Genomic DNA, 16763 nt, shown 5'->3' on the forward strand with positions numbered 1-16763 from the left:
CCTTGGTCAAAAATATTATTCTTTTGTTTGCTTTCAAGCTGAGTTTATTGCTGCATTATGACCCCTAAAAAAAGCTCAGTTCATCAGCTGATGAACTGAGCTTTTAAGCTGTCCTGCGCTCAGGACAATGACTATAAATGTCTGCTTTCGCTAATCAATTTGTTTAAATTGCATCTTTTGTTTTACCTGTCCCTGACCGGCATCGGAAATCTGGTAAGTAAAACTGCGTGAGCTGAAACGCTTTCCAAAGGCTAAGACGCTGTTGTACTGCCATTGAGACAGCTTATTGTCTTCTACTTTCCCTAAAGTCACTTTATTGCCTTTGGCCTTATATTTCCAGGCTGCGCTTGTGCTTTGATCTTTATAGACTTTTTCAAACTGCCTGTCGCTCTGTACAGCTTTTAAAGCAGCAGCTTTATTCCGAGTAACAATGGCCTTGTCACCAGTACCGGAAAACGCAACATACATCACCCGGTCATTCTTTTCGCCTTTAAGAACACTTGAATACTGATAGGCATGCCCCGGAATCATCTTTGCTACATGGTGGCTGGCATAGTAATAAAATCCGCCGCCAATGACGAGAAGACCAAGAAGAGCTGCAGCGATAACAGTTATTAGCTTACGTTTAGTCATTAAATCCCTCACTATTCTTCTGAATTATCATAAGGCTCATCAGCCGATTCTGTTACGGCTTGAGTCGTTTCTTCTTCCTCATAGGAATCTGCTGCTGTTGAATAATCATCCGTATCATCACTATCTGCCGGAGTATCTACAGTATCGCTGCTATTGTTGCTGTCAGTATCACTGTTGTTACTGTCATTAGCTGAATCCGGAATATCAGTCTCATCATCTGAAGCATCGCTCTGCTCTGTTTCTTCAGCTTTATTATAAACATTGAGATTAAAGCTGAGCTCTGTGTCGCTGTTGGCTAAAACATTTAATTGAACTGCCTGTGCATCAAGCAAGTTTTGCAGTTGGCCATCGCTCTTTAATTGTTCATAAATAGCTTTGGCAGCTGCTTTAGCTGCTTTTTCGGTCTGAGCAGTGCTCTTTACCTCAATGATTTGATCTTCTTCGTACAGGCTTTCTTTTTCCAAATCTTCTGTTTGAGTGGCATCTGCTTTGTCTAGATCATGAGAGATAAAACTAATTTTATCACTATCGCTTTCTTCAGCGATAAGCTTATTAACTTCGTTTTGAATAGCATCCTGATAAACATCAGATTCTAATGTTTTTTCTTTCGCTTTTAGCTTACTCTTATTTTTGCTGTCATTAGCTGATTTACGAGCCTTGTTATTATTAGAGCTTGTTTGATCGGCTTCATCATCGCTTGAAGAACTGTCTGCAACATTCTCGTCAGCCGTTTGATTGGCAGATGATGAGGCATCGTTGTCATCATCGGCAGCAGGATAATTGTGCTCAATATGATTGTCTTCATAGTAAGCTGTGTTGTTGACAATAACCACAGTGTCATCATCGCTGTAAAAATTAATATTGATTGAGGTGTGGGCACAGTAGTGTCCGGTTCCCTCATAGGTATAGGTTACAGGAACTTTTCCGTCACGGTTAAGAATGAGGACATCCCCCGCATAAATCAAATCGACATTAGCGATGTTATTGTCATAAGCAAGTTTTTGGATAGAAATACCAGTTGCCTGAGAGATTCCCCAAAGGGTATCGCCCCACTGAATAACATAGCGTTCACCATTGAGGCTGTTTAAATTAATATTTTGAGATGAGATATTGTTGCTGATTTGATCCGGAGTACTGGCAACCCAGTTGGTAATGTCAGCACGCTGAGCGTTGGTCTGGTCAGCATAAAAATCACCTGCTGCTGCTTTTGTCTGCACAAGCATCGGCAAAACAAGCGCACCCAGCATCATAGCACTGCCAAAAAGCTGTTTCTTTTTCATTGATAATCCTCCCAAAAACCTGCCAATCGCCATTTTAACCGTTGATGATATTAAAATTAAAAAATTGGCACTGATTAACATTAGTTTTCAACTATGTTACAATTTATTTACTTTTATTATAGTCCTTATAACACTTTGCTGTCAACTTATTTTAAAATTTTTCACAAACAAAATCGGACTTTTGTTTCTTTTCTCTCTGACAAGGCATTTTTACCAGAGTTTATATGCCACATGTCCTTAATTTATGATAAAATGGTATAAATGACTTTTTGGAGGAAAACATGTCAAATCAACATACAGAAGAATTAAATGACCAGCAGATTGTCCGCCGTGAAAAGATGGCTGCCCTTTCTGAACAGGGAATCGACCCCTTTGGCAAACGTTTTGAGCGTACTGCCACTTCTGGCCAATTAAAAGAAAAATATGCTGACAAATCAAAAGAAGAACTGCACGACATTAATGAAACAGCTACTATTGCCGGCCGGCTCATGACCAAACGCGGCAAAGGTAAGGTTGGTTTTGCCCACCTGCAGGACCGTGAAGGACAGATTCAAATTTATGTGCGCAAAGATACCGTCGGCGATGACAACTACCAAATTTTTAAAAAGGCTGATATCGGAGACTTCTTAGGTGTTGAAGGGGAAGTCATGCGTACAGATATGGGTGAGCTTTCTATCAAGGCGACTCACATCACGCATCTGTCCAAATCCCTGAGACCTCTGCCGGAAAAATTCCACGGTCTGACAGATGTGGAAACCATCTATCGCAAGCGTTACCTTGATTTGATTTCCAACCGTGACAGTTTCGAACGTTTCGTAACACGCTCAAAAATTATTTCAGAAATCCGCCGCTATCTTGACGGACTTGGTTTCTTAGAAGTAGAAACGCCTGTTCTCCACAATGAGGCCGGCGGTGCTGCTGCTAAACCATTTACCACACATCACAATGCCCAAGACATGGATATGGTGCTTCGGATTGCTACCGAACTGCACCTGAAACGGCTGATTGTCGGCGGTATGGAACGGGTCTATGAGATCGGCCGTATCTTCCGCAACGAAGGCATGGATGCGACTCACAACCCTGAATTCACATCCATTGAAGTCTATCAAGCCTATGCTGATTTTGAAGATATTATGGATCTGACAGAAGGCATCGTCCAGCATGTGGCCAAGGCTGTCAAAGGAGACGGTCCTATTCAATATCAAGGCACTGAAATCAGAATCAATGAACCTTTCAAACGTGCTCACATTGTTGATTTAATCAAGGAAGTAACAGGTGTTGACTTTTGGAAAGAAATGACTTTGGAAGAGGCACAGGCCTTAGCCAAGGAAAAAAATGTTCCGCTTGAAAAACACTATACTTCTGTCGGTCATATTATTAACGCTTTCTTTGAAGAATTTGTCGAAGAAACACTCATTCAGCCAACATTTGTCTATGGACATCCGGTAGAAGTTTCGCCGCTGGCTAAAAAAAGTGCAGATGATCCTCGCTTCACCGATCGCTTCGAACTCTTTATCATGTGCCATGAATACGGCAATGCCTTTACCGAACTGAATGATCCTATCGATCAGTTGGAACGCTTTAAAGCACAGGCTGCCGCCAAGGAACTGGGAGATGATGAAGCAACAGGCATCGATTATGATTATATTGAAGCCCTTGAATACGGCATGCCGCCAACCGGAGGACTGGGTATCGGTATCGACCGCTTAGTCATGCTCCTCACTGACACCACTACTATCCGTGATGTGTTGTTATTCCCTACAATGAAATAGGTTAGACTTATTTGCACGTAACTACTCCACAACCAGTACCTCTCGCTCCTTTATTTTCAGGTGAGAGGCTGAACTAGAGCTTTTCACTCCCTACAGCGAAATAAACAGTCAAATCCAGAAGCTGACCTTTTAAGTTTTAGCTTCTGGATTTTTTTGACTGTGCGGCACAGCTATCCCTTACTTTTAATTACTGGTTTCCAGCAGCTTTTCATGATACAATAAAATCAACGTTTTGTATGATACTGACCCCTAAAGAAAGGACGCTTGGCCTTCCATTTGCCAATTAATCATTAACATGAAAAAATATTATATTTCTTTTTTATCGGCTGCTATTTTTATTGCCTATGGGCTCTTGCAAAAACATTATATCTTTGCGGTTCTCGGTATTGTTTTTATCCTGATTGGTATTAAGGATATTTTGGATCACAAGAAAGATTAGCTAGTAAATAAATTATAATGAGTTTGGAAACGGTGACTGCCTGAAACATTCTTAGTCTGTTTAGACTCAGTTTGTGAATTCAAGTTCACGGTTATCCAAGTTTTTTTATTTTTCCTATAAAATAAGGCACACCTAATTTTTTACTTTGTTATACTTAACTTTTTAAAATTTTTGTGCTATACTTGAGATAAACGTATTTAGAAAAGAGATTTTCAAATGGAAACTCACCATCCTTCAGCAACTCCTCCTCAAAAACAGTCTCTCAGTGAGGTCAATCAAAGTGTCAAAGTTCCTAAAAACGCTTCTTTCTGGACAACTCTGAGAGCTTTTTTAGGTCCGGGAGCTCTTGTTGCCGTCGGTTATATGGACCCCGGCAACTGGATTACCAGTGTTGTCGGCGGAGCCAGTTACAAATACCTGCTTTTGTCGGTTGTCCTCATTTCCTCCCTCATTGCCATGCAGCTGCAGCAAATGGCCGGAAAATTAGGTATTGTAACGCGCCAAGACTTGGCTCAGGCTACAGCAGCACATCTCCCTAAGGGCTTGCGCTATCTTTTGTTTGTCATTATCGAGCTGGCTCTTATGGCTACTGATTTGGCAGAAGTTATCGGTTCAGGAATTGCCCTGCATCTTTTGTTTGGCTGGCCGCTGCTGTTTTCAATTTTCATTACCATCTTAGATGTTTTCTTGCTCCTGTCTATTATGAAATTAGGCTTTAGAAAAATTGAGGCTATTGTTTCAACCTTGATTTTGACGATTTTAGTGATTTTTGCTTATCTCGTTCTTATTTCTAATCCAAGTGTGGCCGGTATTTTCAAGGGCTATCTTCCCAGCACTTCAATTTTTGATCTGTCACAAACTGCTGATAACAGCAGACTGACCTTAGCGCTTGGTATTATCGGTGCGACTGTCATGCCCCATAACCTCTATCTCCATTCGTCCATCTCACAGACACGCCGGGTCGATTACAAGCATAAATCTTCTATTCGGCAGGCCGTAAGATTCATGACCTGGGACTCCAACATTCAGCTGAGCTTGGCCTTTATTGTTAATTCTCTTTTGCTGATTCTCGGAGCATCACTGTTTTATGGCCATGCCAGTGAAATCAGTGCCTTTTCACAAATGTACAATGCCCTTTCTGATCACACGATTGCCGGAGCAGTTGCCAGTTCCTTTTTATCAACCTTGTTTGCCATTGCTCTTTTGGCCAGCGGCCAAAATTCAACTATTACCGGAACACTGACCGGTCAGATCGTGATGGAAGGCTTCTTGCACTTGAAAATGCCCCAATGGCTCATTCGTCTGGTAACACGTTTATTGGCGCTGCTTCCTGTTTTAATTGCTGCTGTCATTTACGGCAGTCAGGAAAAAGTTTTAGACCAACTTATCGTTTACTCACAGGTTTTCCTGTCTATTGCGCTGCCCTTTTCTATCTTTCCGCTGGTTTATTTTACCTCCCAGAAAAAAATCATGGGCGATTTTGTCAATGCTAAATGGAATACCTATCTGGCTTACGGAGTTGCTGTTTTATTGACCATCCTCAATTTACAGTTAATCTTAGACACCCTCTTTTAAGCAGGGCAGATTTTCCATTTTAAGGCAAAATAAAAAGTCGAAGCTTAATACTGCTTCGGCTTCATTTTTTAAATTCATTGACTAAAACGTCAAATTCTTCATTGGTCAGGGTAATCCCCTTGCCCATCTTGGTATGATCAGGGCTCCAGGATCTGATATCAAACTTAGCCGGTGCGCCGTTAAAGCTGACGCGGTTGAGTTCCTTGGTCCAGCCCTTGTCATTTTCAGACAGGACTAACAGTTTTTCTTCAATTTCAAATGTAAATTCTGCCATATATGCCTCCTATCAAAATATTCGTAAGAAAAAATGCTAAAAAGAAGCATTTGTTAAATTTATTGTTTTTCTTACAATTTTTAATTAAGTATTTCATTTTAATCTAAAATGAGGTATAATCATTCTAACAATTTTTTAGAGAAAATGCCATGAAAAGATTTATACAAATGATTTTAGAGCATGTGAGGGAATTCATTGAACCGACCAAAAAATCTCCTGACATTGTTTTAAAAACCAATCAGCTGCTGCACACTATCTTACAAGCCCAAAAAAAGCATGAGGCTGTCCATGTGATTTATCTTGATAAGAGTTTTACGGGAGATATTGTCAAATATGACAGGGAAAACAATAAGCTCATTTTAAAAAATTTTCAAAAAAATATATCAGCAATTATCAGCATCTCAGACATCAAACGTTTAACCCTGGTGCCAAAAACGGTCAGAGACTCACAAAAACTAAAATAAGCTACACAAACAAAAAAGCCAGCATACTATGTACTGACCTCAAGAATTGGATTTCGTATCTAATTCTTGATCCCGTTCAGTTCATAGTAGGCTGGCTTTTTTATTAATCACACCAGCAATCACGCTCTGAGCGTTACACTGCTGCCGTCTTCTTTGTATAGATTGACCAAGCCTTCCTTGCAGGCACGAATCATATCGCCTGCTTTTACTTTCCTAGGCACTGTAATGGTCAAGAGCTCCATAGGTTTAGGGGCACGTTCGATCTTGATGCCATCGGCATCATGCAAATCCTGAATAAAGGTTTCAAAGTGGCGGAAGCCCGGTCCGTAAAACTCAACCCGGTCACCTTCGTTGATGACATTTCGCTGACGGATAGTAGCAGTCATGCTCGTTTCATCGAAGTCAACAACTTCGCCAATAAACTTGTATTGCGGAATTTTGCGGCGCGCTCCGAAGAGCTGCTCGTTTTCTGTCGGTGTACTGTAGTAAAATCCAGTCGCCAATTCACGCTGAGCCACTTTCCATAATTCATCAATCAGATCCTGCTTGATGGCTTCAAATTTCTCCGGACTTTCAAGATAAGCATCAACGGCAGCCTTATAACAGTTGGTTACTGTGGAAACATAATGAATGGATTTCATGCGGCCTTCAATTTTGAGGCTGTCAACACCATTTTCAATCATATCCGGAATATGCTCGATCATGCACATATCAACGGCTGACATTGAATATTCCTCAGGAATCTCGCCCTTAAGCGATCGGCGCTCCTGTCCAAAAGGCATGTCAAAAAGGTCATATTTCCAGCGGCAGGATTGTGAACAGCCGCCGCGATTGGCATCACGATGGCTCATGTGATTGGACAAGACACAGCGTCCTGAGTAAGAAATGCACATAGCCCCGTGCACAAAGGCCTCAATTTCAACATTGGTACGTTTGCGGATTTCAGCCAGCTCTTCCATGGTGACTTCACGCGCCAAAACGACACGTGTCAGCCCCAGCTCTTTCCAAAACTCAAAGGTTTCATAATTGGTTGACGACGCTTGTGTAGACAGATGAATTTCAAGACCCGGTGCCTCTGCTGCACAGATGGCAATCAAGGCAGGGTCTGATACGATAACCGCATCCAAGCCTAAATCACGCAGCTCTCTAAACCATTGTCCTGCTCCGATTTCATTGCCTTCATGGGTTACCATATTGGCAGCCACATAAACTTTTACACCGTGTTCATGAGCATAATGAATGCCTTCGGCCATTTCCTCCATGGAAAAATTACCGGCACGGCTGCGAAGACCATAAGCCTGTCCGCCGACAAAAACAGCATCTGCTCCGTAATCTACAGCAACCTTAAGCTTTTCTAAGGTTCCGGCCGGTGATAAAACTTCCGGACGTTTTTTTATTGTTTGTGTCATTTTATATCCTTTTCCTTTATTTTACTAAATCAGGGTCAAAGTCATAGAAACCAGTATCCAATCCACGGCCTTTGGGATGGAGTTTTCTGATTTCTTCATCAAAGAGGAAGGCCTGATCCTGCGTAAAAGTTCCTGCTTCTATCAAGGTACGCGCCTTAACAAATAATTTGGCAATCTCGACAAAATTGTGCCCCGGGCAGTAAATGCCATCCAGTTTCCAATGATTATAATGGTGATCGGTTAATTCCGAAAGCTTAGTCATCAAATCAATATCATTATTGATAAAAATATGAGTCCCATGCTTATCTTCGTAAATGGAATAATGCGATTCCGGATCGCCCGGTTCTGCCAGAAAAAGCCCGCGTTTTCTTGATTTCTCATCATCAATGTGTGTAAAATGATAATAATTTTGAATTAAAGGCCTCTTTGAATGGTGAATGACAGAAGCTCCGTAAACCAAGATTTCAGCCGGAATCTCTAAATTCTTAGACATGACAAAAAGCTCTTGTGAAGGAATTTCACGCGCTAAAACAGCCTCTGCTGCTCCATGCTGGCCCCAAAAGTTAACCTGACGGCTGGAAGTGACAAAAACAGATGTATCGTAAATCAGCTTAAAATGATAGCCGTCGCGCTTATTGACATAAAAAACACCAGCATCGCCGACAACCAAATAATCGACTTGAATTTCTTTCATCAGCTCTAAAAAGGGCTTGATATTGTCCATCATCTCCTGATGCATGAGGGCATTGGCAGCAACAGTCAGTTCTTTTCCTGCCTCATGGACTAGGGCAGCAATCTCCCGCAGCTCATCATAGCTGAAGGTATGCGGCAGACGCAGGGCATAGTCTTTCTCACCGACATAGATGCGGTCTACACCAATTTCCAACAGTTCTTTGACTTGCTCAACAGATTCTGCGGTTGCAGTAATAACAATTTTTTCCATACCTATTATTGTATCAAATTTAGGATAAAAATCTACTTTTTTAAAAAAATTGAAGCTCTGCAGGAGAAAAAACAGGCTTATTGCAAAAAAATTTTCAGAAAACAGATGACAAACTTCACAATTTGTGATAAGATGTTAAGGAATATTTAGAGGAGGAACTCATGTCAGCAAATCTTAACAGGCAGCCAGACAATTATGAAGAACTTGACTATCAAGAAGATCTGACGCCTAAGTACCAAGAATTTCAAGATTTTGATGATAGCAGAACAAAGTTAGACGAACTGATTTTTTTCGCCAAACTGGCTTTTTTCTGTGTTGTGACAATTCTGACATGCTTTATTCTTCTGGTTGCTAAGTTCTCTCCTGTCTTTGCTTTCCCGCTGTCCCTACTGATCAGCTGGGGAGTTACCACAGCCGCCCAGGCAGGTTTAAAACGACTGAAATCATAATTAAAACCACCGGTGTGTGACCTAGTGGTTTTTTATTTTGTTTGTATCCGGCAAAGTGATTTAACGTCATAACATAAAAAGATCTGAAATAAAAATCTCAGATCTTTATTTTGCAGACAAGTTTGATTAGCGGTTTAATAATTGGTCTTGTCTGCCGGATAAGACTGTTCAGCTATAGATAAAGAGAGTGAGAAAAATCAGTTTGATGTTTACCGATTGTCAGCTCACTCTCTTTTATTATCTGCTGTCAAAAAGAAGAACTCCCATACCTTGACTCAAGGCAAGTCAAGTCTACTTTTTATGCTTCACTGTCATCATCTGCAGCTTCTTCTTGGTAATCAATGACAATGTCATCAACTTCAGCTTTTACTGTTTCAGCTGCTTCTTCTGATTTTTCGGCAGTTTTGGACAGACGTTCCTTAACTTCAGATAAGGTTTGATTGGCCAAATCTCCCACCTGAGAGGCTTTTTCCTTAACAACAGCTACCACATCATCTTTTGTCAGCTCGCCGGTCTCAATTTTCTCCTTATAGCCCTTAACGGTATTGACCGCTGCAGACTTATACTCATTAGCTTTTTGAGCGGCCTGCTGATGATATTCTTCAGGATTTTCTTTATAGGCAGCAAAGCTTTCATTGACTTTCTGCTTAATTTGTTTTCCCTTGTCTGTAGAGAGAAGGTAAGCTGCCGCAGCACCTGATGCAGCACCGATAATAACCGTACTTAAAAATTTACTCATAATTATTTTCCTTTCTTCTTAAATAATTTAGAAGCTACTTTGCCAACTGTATAAGCAGCGCCTGCCTTACCAACATTAGAGGTAGCGTTACTTGCCTTTTGGCCAAAATAGCGAGCTTGCTGATTAAGATCAGAGACACTTTCTGATAAATCAGCTATGGCTGTAAAGAGCGGGTCAATAGTCCCAACCTTGCCATTAACGTCTTCTACCAATACATTGGCCTTAGCTAAAAGTTCGTTGGTCTGATAGAGTGTCACGTTGACGTCACTCGTCAGAACTTTCAAACTTTGTCTGGATTCATCAACAGTATCTGAAATTTTTCTGAGCAAAAGAATGACAAAAACAGTCAAAGCAGCAAAGGCAAGAGCAATAATCAATAAAGCAATTTCCCACATAATTTTCTCCTAATCTAAATAACTTTCTCCAGCTGTCTGATAGTAAGGCACTGTTTGACGGCGGCGCCTAAGGACAGCAAGGATAAGCCCAGCAATAACCAACAGAGCAGACAGCCACTGCGATACCCGTAAATTCATGAACATCAGGCTGTCCGTACGCATTCCTTCAATGACAAAACGGCCGCAGCCATACCAAATCAGGTAAAAGAAAGTGATTTCGCCTTCTTTTAAAAATTTGGGTTTATGGCGCAAACTCATGATAATGGCAAATCCCAGCAAGTTCCACAGGGATTCATAAAGAAAGGTCGGTGTGCGGTAGCGGCCATCAATGTACATCTGATTTTTTATAAAATCAGGCAGATAGTTCAAGTGAGCTACTGCTTTTCCGTAAGCTTCCCGATTAATAAAATTGCCCCAGCGGCCGATGGCCTGTGCCAGCATTACTCCCGGCGCAGCAATGTCCAAAAAATCAATGGGCTTAATCATGCGGTAGTAGGAAAAGACAAAGAGCACAACTGCTCCTGTCAGCAGACCGCCATAGATAGCAATGCCCCCGTTCCAGACAGCAATTATTTCACTGAACGGCTGAGTGGAATAATAATCCCAATTAAAGATAACATAATACAGCCGTGCACCGACAATTGACAAAGGAAAGGCAATCAAAATAAAATCTAAAATATCATCAGGATTGATTTTCTTGCGAGGCGCTTCTTTCATAGCCAGATAAACCGCCAAAATAAGCCCGGTGACAATACAAACGGCATACCAGCGAATAGCTACAAGACCAATCTGAACAGCAATCGGATTAATCATTTGGCTGCCTCGTTTTGATCAATCAGATGTGTCAGACGATCTTCAAAGGTTTTCGTTGCATCGTAGCCCATCTGTTTGGCACGGTAATTCATAGCCGCAGCTTCAATAACAACCGAGACATTGCGTCCGGTCTTAACGGGGATGCGCACACGCGGAATCTTAACGCCGGACATTTCAATCTCTTCATTGCCATTTCCTAAACGGTCAAAGATCTTCTCTTTCTCAAAATTTTCAAGATAGATAGACAGCTGAACCTGTGAAGAATCTTTAACAGCACTGGCCCCGTAAAGACTCATCACATCAATGATACCGACACCTCTGATTTCCAGCAGATGCCGCAAAATTTCAGCCGGCTCACCCCAAAGCGTTTCCTCATCCTTAGCATAAACATCAACTCGGTCATCAGCAACCAGGCGGTGGCCGCGTTTAACAAGTTCCAGACCAGTCTCACTCTTACCGATACCTGAGTCTCCCTGAATGAGAACCCCCATGCCATAAATGTCCATCAAAACACCATGCACGCTGGTCCTCTCAGCCAGACAGGAATCCAGATACCAGGACATTTCGCCGGAAAGCCGGCTGGTCGGGATATGGCTTTGCAAAACAGCAATGCCTCCTTCCTTGGCTGCCTTGAGCATTTCCTCGGGAATTGTAAGGGATCTGGCTACGATAATGGCCGGTGTTTCTGTCTTAAACATTTCCTTCAAGACAGAATAGCGGTTATGCGAGGTCATCTGTGTTAAGTAAGACCATTCTTTCATTCCCAGTAACTGGAGACGTTCCGGTGCATAATAATCAAAGTAACCGGTCATTTCAAGACCCGGACGGGAAATATCAGCTGTTGTAATATCCTTTTGCAAGAGCTCAGGCGTGCCGTAAACAACATCTAATTTCACCTTGTCAACCAACATCTGTACTGTAACTGACATACTACCTCCTTAGCACCCTATTATACCATAAATCCGTATAAAATGGGATTTCCGCTGTAAAAGAAAAGAGCCTTGAGCACCTTCAATAATAACGAAGACCTCAAGGCTCTCTGCTGAATATAAGATACCATCTCACTATCAGTATTTGACAGCATCTGAACTGAAACCTGCCGGCCGTACTGTTAACAAGCGGGCTGCTGATTCTTTCCTGTTCTAAGAATCTCCAAGACAGATGCTGTTTGTTAGGCTGTCACCTACCGCCAAAACCATTTCTCATCATCTTTATCATCAATGACTTCAGCGTCCTTTCGCTTGCGCGATCCCTGATGATAGCTGCCTGATTGGCTGTTCTTGCCCAAGTCTTCCTTATAAGGCAGACAAATCGCTAAAATGATATAAAGGACAATGCCAAAGCCTCCTGAAAAATAGACAAACAGAGCTGTCAGAACTCTGGCAATCGGCAGATCCCAACCGTATTTATCGGCTAAGCCGGCTACCACTCCGCAAATCATACGATTTTTTCTTTGCTTATAAAAGATGGCCTTAGACATAAAAAACCATTTCCCTTCTTCTATTCATTTTTAAAAAGATCTGTCACAAATCTCATTGATAATATCAGTATAACATTTAAAAAAAGTTTAACATCAGCCTTACGACTGATTTTGCGGACTTAATCTGCCCTGACAGCTCCCGCAGGCAAACTTTTCAGTGTTGATGCGCCGTTTTCTCTGGTACACCTGACCGCAGCTCTGGCATTGATAGTAATAATAAAAAGTTCTGCTTTTCAAGTTCGGTGCATAGCGGCTGCCGTTAACCTTGAGCAATAATTCTTTAAAATCCTTGTCCCGATGCCTGTAGCCCTTGCCCGCATAATAAAGGTGATAATGGCAGAGCTCATGGCGGACAATTTTTCTAAAGGTCTCTAGGTCATCTCTTTTGTAAAATTTCGGGTTAAAATCCAAGTGACCGTCTTCTGGGAAAAAACGTCCGCCGGTCGTCTGCAGACGTGAATTCCAAAGAGCCTTATGCTGAAATTCCAGACCGAAATCCTGGCGTGAAACATCTTTTACATACTCAGTTAAGTTCATTTAAAGCCACCAGAGAAAGATTGACTTTCTCACGTTCCTCATCTATTTTTGATACCCAGACCCTGACAACATCACCAACTGCTACGACCTGACTGGGATGTTTAACAAACTGGCTGCTCATCTGCGAAATATGAATCAGACCGTCCTCATGAAGACCGATATCAACAAAAGCCCCAAAATCAACAACATTGCGGACGGTTCCCTCCAGCTGTTGCCCAATTTCCAAATCAGACAATTCCAGCACATCCTGCCGCAGCTGAGGAGCGGCAAAATCATCACGCAGATCACGGCCGGGTTTCAGCAAATCAGCAATAATATCCTTGAGCGTTTCCTGACCGAGACCAATCTCTGCAGCTCTTTTTTCAACATCTAAAGACTGAAGCTTAGCCTGAGCAGCATCATCCAATTCTGTAATTTCAAGCAGGGAAAAGAGTTTTTCTACAGCATCGTATGATTCCGGATGAACCCCTGTACTGTCCAAAATGTTATCCGCATTTGGAATCCGCAGAAATCCTGCTGCCTGCTCAAAAGCTTTGGCTCCCAGACGAGGCACTTTTTGAATATCCTTGCGGGATTTCAGACGTCCGTTTTCTTCACGGTATTTAACAATGTTTTCTGAGATTGTTTTGTTGAGACCGGAAACATGCGATAAGAGAGCAGGACTGGCTGTATTGACATTGACACCGACCTGATTGACCACCGTTTCCACAACAAAATCAAGATTTTCGGCCAGTTTTTTCTGGCTGACGTCATGCTGATACTGACCGACACCGATAGACTTAGGATCGATTTTTACCAATTCTGCCAAGGGATCCTGCAGGCGTCTGGCAATGGAAATAGCTGAGCGTTTTTCAACCGTCAGCTCCGGAAATTCATGCCGGGCTAACTCAGAAGCAGAATAGACTGAAGCTCCGCTTTCATTGACAATAACATAAGAAACCTCAGGGAAATCTTTGAGCACCTCAGCGACAAAGGCCTCGCTTTCCCGGCTGGCAGTCCCGTTGCCAATCGCAATAACCTCAATCGCATAGTCTGCGATTAAATCCGCCAAATCTGCCTTTGCTTGTTCAATCTTTGTCCGGCTGGCTGGAGGAACAGGATAGATAACCTGCGTTGCTATTAATTTTCCCGTTTGATCAACAACAGCCAGCTTTGCTCCTGTCCGAAAGGCAGGGTCAAAACCCAGCACCATTTTGCCTTTTAAAGGCGGAATCAAAAGCAAATTTCTCAAATTATCAGAAAAGAGCTGAATGGCTCCGTCCTCGGCTTTTTCGGTCAGTTCAGAGCGAATCCTGCGTTCCATGGCCGGCAGGATTTTCTTTTTGAGAGCTGCCTGCACAACTTGCTTGATATACTCATTTTTGTCCCTGAAACGAGCTTCAAAAAAGCGGAGCATTTTATCAAGATTGTGCTCAAAATGCACCTTTAAAATACCAAGCTTTTCTCCCCTATTCAACGCTAAAACGCGATAGCCCTGAATTTTTGACACACGTTCGGAAAAGTCATAATAAATTTGGAAGACCTTTTTCTCATCTGCCTCGGCATCTTTGACGTCTGATAAAATAAGACTGTTTGCCCAAATGTCATTATAGGTCCACGAACGTAGCTTGGTATCGTCTGCCAGGGCTTCAATCAGGATATCCATAGCACCGCCAAGGGCATCTTCAGCTGTCGTAAAGGTTTCATTGACAAAGGTTTCAGCCTGTTTTTTTAAATCCGGCACATTTTGCAAAATGAGCCGCGCCAGGGCAAAGAGCCCGTTTTCACGCGCAATCGTTGCCTTGGTTCGTCTTTTTTCTTTATAAGGCAGGTAGAGTTCTTCAACATCTGCCAGCTTATCGGCTGTTTCAATGGCCTTTTGCAGCTCCGGCGTCAGTTTGCCCTGACTTTCAATCTTGGCTAAAACACTGGCCTTGCGCTCTGCCAAGGCCGTCAGGCTTTTATTGAGATCAATAATAGCTTTGATGTCAACTTCATCAAGTTTGCCGGTCATTTCCTTACGGTAGCGGGCTATAAAGGGAATAGTATTCCCTTCTGCTGTTAATTCTAAAACTTTATTAACCTGACTTTCTTTTAAAGTCAGATCCTGAGCAATGTTTTCAATAATTTCCATAAAAAATATTATAGCATAATTACACTTATTAGAGGCAAAGAAAAATAATTAGGAATGATTTTAATTAGCAGATGGAAGGGCTTTTGACAGTAACAATTTTGTTCTTATTGCTAATAAAAAAGGGCAAACGTCCTGAATTTCTCCCGGAATTTACCCTTTATTTTAAAAATAATTTTAAATCACGAATACCAAACGAATGCTTTAGCGTATTGAGTTACTGCTATGGGAGCATCAGCCGGTAGAATCAGACTGAAGCTGAGTTAAGAATCGCTAGTGCATTTTCAAACAAAGCATCCGGCTCTGAATATAAGAGAACGGACTCGCAACAATTATCATAGTCAGCAGCTTTTTTTCGTACTTTAAATATAATCACGCCCTTGCGTTTCTTTCCAGTCAGCTGTGAAATCATCAACAGCTTTTTGGATGGATGGATTGGCAAAGCCGGCCTCCAGCACATCGGCACTAACGGTCACAGCATCGGCGCCTGCTGCCAGTGCCTTAGTCATCTGACTGACATTTTTGAAGCTCGCTGCCAAAATTTTCGTCGCCGTTCCCTCCTTTTGAATGGCTTGGGCAAGCTGAGCGATCACTTCCTTGGAATCAGTGTTCAGATTTTCCATCCGGTTATAGTAAGGTGCCAGGTAATCAGCACCGGCTTCGATGGCTAAAAGCCCTTGAAAAACTGTATAAATAGCTGTAGCAGTGATATGAAAGCCTTCTTTTTTGAGTGTCTTTATAGCTGTCAGGCCTGCCTTAGATACCGGAACTTTAATGTATAGGTTTCCGCCCAATTCATCCCTTAATTTGTGAGCATCCTTAATAATTCCTTCAACATCATCCGCAACAACCTGTGCGTGGAAACTTGGCTCTTGACCAATAAGATCACGCACTTTTTTAGCCTGTTCAAAAAAGTCAATAGAACCTTCTTTTTTAACGATTGAAGGGTTGGACGTTACACCGGCCAAGGGCAAAATAGCTGCCCATTTTTCTATTTCTTTAAAATTTAAGGTATCAAGCATGAATTCCATTGATTTTCTCCTTTCTGATTTCAGATGGCATTATGGTTGTTTTTTCGAGATTATAATAACATGCTCATCAGACGAAAACAAGGCAAAAGCAGAACTTTTCTGAAATCTGATATAAAGGTCCAGATACCTACTGTTCAACTGTGCTGTGATTAACTGATAAGAACACCGTTTTACAGTAATCATAAACCGCCTCTTTCCCTGACAGGCACAGTTTAAGCTATCATATTTTGATATTTGGTAGTATAATAATACTATTGACTTAGAAATGAGGTGCTTTTATGGCTATTACATTTAAGAAAAAAGATGAATTGGAAAAGATGATGGAAAATTTTGCTAAGCTGCCTGATTTGGAGGATGTAACATTTCCGGATTCCAAAGACGGCGATCAAAAAACCAAGCAGAAAGATAAGAAATAAGTTT

19 protein-coding genes are annotated in these 16763 nt (G+C 41.8%); 6 read left to right on the top strand and 13 right to left on the bottom strand.

The window, feature by feature from the left end; genetic code table 11:
* Window positions 1–150 precede the first annotated feature (150 nt).
* Window positions 151–633, bottom strand: a complete 483-nt coding sequence (locus AC4HAN_RS02165) for a Valyl-tRNA synthetase (RefSeq protein WP_491090915.1) — start codon at window positions 631–633, stop codon at window positions 151–153.
* A gap of 11 nt (window positions 634–644) precedes the next feature.
* Window positions 645–1913, bottom strand: a complete 1269-nt coding sequence (locus AC4HAN_RS02170; protein ID WP_491090917.1) for a LysM peptidoglycan-binding domain-containing protein — start codon at window positions 1911–1913, stop codon at window positions 645–647.
* A gap of 281 nt (window positions 1914–2194) precedes the next feature.
* Between AC4HAN_RS02170 and lysS the strand changes: the two genes are divergently transcribed.
* From lysS to AC4HAN_RS02185, 3 genes are all read left to right on the top strand, one after another.
* Window positions 2195–3685, top strand: a complete 1491-nt coding sequence (lysS, locus tag AC4HAN_RS02175; protein ID WP_491090918.1) for a lysine--tRNA ligase — start codon at window positions 2195–2197, stop codon at window positions 3683–3685.
* A gap of 295 nt (window positions 3686–3980) precedes the next feature.
* Complete coding sequence (locus AC4HAN_RS02180) at window positions 3981–4124, top strand: hypothetical protein (RefSeq protein ID WP_491090920.1); 144 nt, start codon at window positions 3981–3983, stop codon at window positions 4122–4124.
* 216 nt (window positions 4125–4340) lie between these two features.
* Window positions 4341–5699, top strand: a complete 1359-nt coding sequence (locus AC4HAN_RS02185; RefSeq protein ID WP_491090922.1) for an Nramp family divalent metal transporter — start codon at window positions 4341–4343, stop codon at window positions 5697–5699.
* A 61-nt stretch (window positions 5700–5760) separates the two neighbouring features.
* On the opposite strand, the gene AC4HAN_RS02190 is transcribed toward AC4HAN_RS02185, so the two are convergent.
* The gene (locus tag AC4HAN_RS02190) at window positions 5761–5973 is read right to left on the bottom strand and encodes a YdbC family protein (protein WP_491090923.1); all 213 of its coding nucleotides are present in this window, start codon (window positions 5971–5973) and stop codon (window positions 5761–5763) included.
* A gap of 149 nt (window positions 5974–6122) precedes the next feature.
* On the opposite strand from AC4HAN_RS02190, the gene AC4HAN_RS02195 reads away from it, so the two are divergent.
* Window positions 6123–6437 (top strand): hypothetical protein, encoded by a 315-nt coding sequence (locus tag AC4HAN_RS02195; RefSeq protein ID WP_491090924.1) that lies wholly within the window; start codon window positions 6123–6125, stop codon window positions 6435–6437.
* A 119-nt stretch (window positions 6438–6556) separates the two neighbouring features.
* Here the strand turns inward: AC4HAN_RS02195 and AC4HAN_RS02200 are convergent, their stop codons facing one another.
* Both AC4HAN_RS02200 and AC4HAN_RS02205 read right to left on the bottom strand, forming a co-directional pair.
* Window positions 6557–7846, bottom strand: coding sequence for a peptidase U32 family protein (locus AC4HAN_RS02200; RefSeq protein ID WP_491090925.1), 1290 nt, complete (start codon window positions 7844–7846; stop codon window positions 6557–6559).
* Between the two features lie 16 nt (window positions 7847–7862).
* Complete coding sequence (locus tag AC4HAN_RS02205; RefSeq protein ID WP_491090926.1) at window positions 7863–8789, bottom strand: peptidase U32 family protein; 927 nt, start codon at window positions 8787–8789, stop codon at window positions 7863–7865.
* A gap of 161 nt (window positions 8790–8950) precedes the next feature.
* On the opposite strand from AC4HAN_RS02205, the gene AC4HAN_RS02210 reads away from it, so the two are divergent.
* On the top strand, window positions 8951–9238 hold the full coding sequence (locus tag AC4HAN_RS02210) for a DUF3270 domain-containing protein (RefSeq protein ID WP_491090927.1): 288 nt from the start codon (window positions 8951–8953) through the stop codon (window positions 9236–9238).
* A 298-nt stretch (window positions 9239–9536) separates the two neighbouring features.
* Here the strand turns inward: AC4HAN_RS02210 and AC4HAN_RS02215 are convergent, their stop codons facing one another.
* From AC4HAN_RS02215 to AC4HAN_RS02250, 8 genes are all read right to left on the bottom strand, one after another.
* On the bottom strand, window positions 9537–9977 hold the full coding sequence (locus tag AC4HAN_RS02215) for a YtxH domain-containing protein (RefSeq protein ID WP_491090928.1): 441 nt from the start codon (window positions 9975–9977) through the stop codon (window positions 9537–9539).
* A 2-nt stretch (window positions 9978–9979) separates the two neighbouring features.
* On the bottom strand, window positions 9980–10372 hold the full coding sequence (locus tag AC4HAN_RS02220; protein WP_491090929.1) for a DUF948 domain-containing protein: 393 nt from the start codon (window positions 10370–10372) through the stop codon (window positions 9980–9982).
* Between the two features lie 9 nt (window positions 10373–10381).
* On the bottom strand, window positions 10382–11185 hold the full coding sequence (gene lgt / locus AC4HAN_RS02225) for a prolipoprotein diacylglyceryl transferase (RefSeq protein WP_491090930.1): 804 nt from the start codon (window positions 11183–11185) through the stop codon (window positions 10382–10384).
* Entirely contained in the window at window positions 11182–12114 is a 933-nt protein-coding gene (gene hprK, locus AC4HAN_RS02230; RefSeq protein WP_491090932.1) for an HPr(Ser) kinase/phosphatase, read from the bottom strand. Before hprK ends, lgt begins: the two co-directional genes overlap by 4 nt.
* 254 nt (window positions 12115–12368) lie before the next feature.
* Window positions 12369–12665 (bottom strand): PspC domain-containing protein, encoded by a 297-nt coding sequence (locus AC4HAN_RS02235; RefSeq protein ID WP_491090934.1) that lies wholly within the window; start codon window positions 12663–12665, stop codon window positions 12369–12371.
* 99 nt (window positions 12666–12764) lie between these two features.
* Window positions 12765–13202, bottom strand: a complete 438-nt coding sequence (locus AC4HAN_RS02240; protein ID WP_491090936.1) for a SprT family protein — start codon at window positions 13200–13202, stop codon at window positions 12765–12767.
* On the bottom strand, window positions 13189–15315 hold the full coding sequence (locus tag AC4HAN_RS02245; protein ID WP_491090937.1) for a Tex family protein: 2127 nt from the start codon (window positions 15313–15315) through the stop codon (window positions 13189–13191). Before AC4HAN_RS02245 ends, AC4HAN_RS02240 begins: the two co-directional genes overlap by 14 nt.
* Before the next feature lie 359 nt (window positions 15316–15674).
* The gene (locus AC4HAN_RS02250; protein ID WP_491090938.1) at window positions 15675–16343 is read right to left on the bottom strand and encodes a fructose-6-phosphate aldolase; all 669 of its coding nucleotides are present in this window, start codon (window positions 16341–16343) and stop codon (window positions 15675–15677) included.
* 278 nt (window positions 16344–16621) lie between these two features.
* On the opposite strand from AC4HAN_RS02250, the gene AC4HAN_RS02255 reads away from it, so the two are divergent.
* On the top strand, window positions 16622–16759 hold the full coding sequence (locus AC4HAN_RS02255; protein ID WP_491090939.1) for an SPJ_0845 family protein: 138 nt from the start codon (window positions 16622–16624) through the stop codon (window positions 16757–16759).
* Window positions 16760–16763 lie beyond the last annotated feature (4 nt).

The sequence above is a fragment of the Streptococcus sp. ELY_86 genome (genome assembly GCF_058314495.1).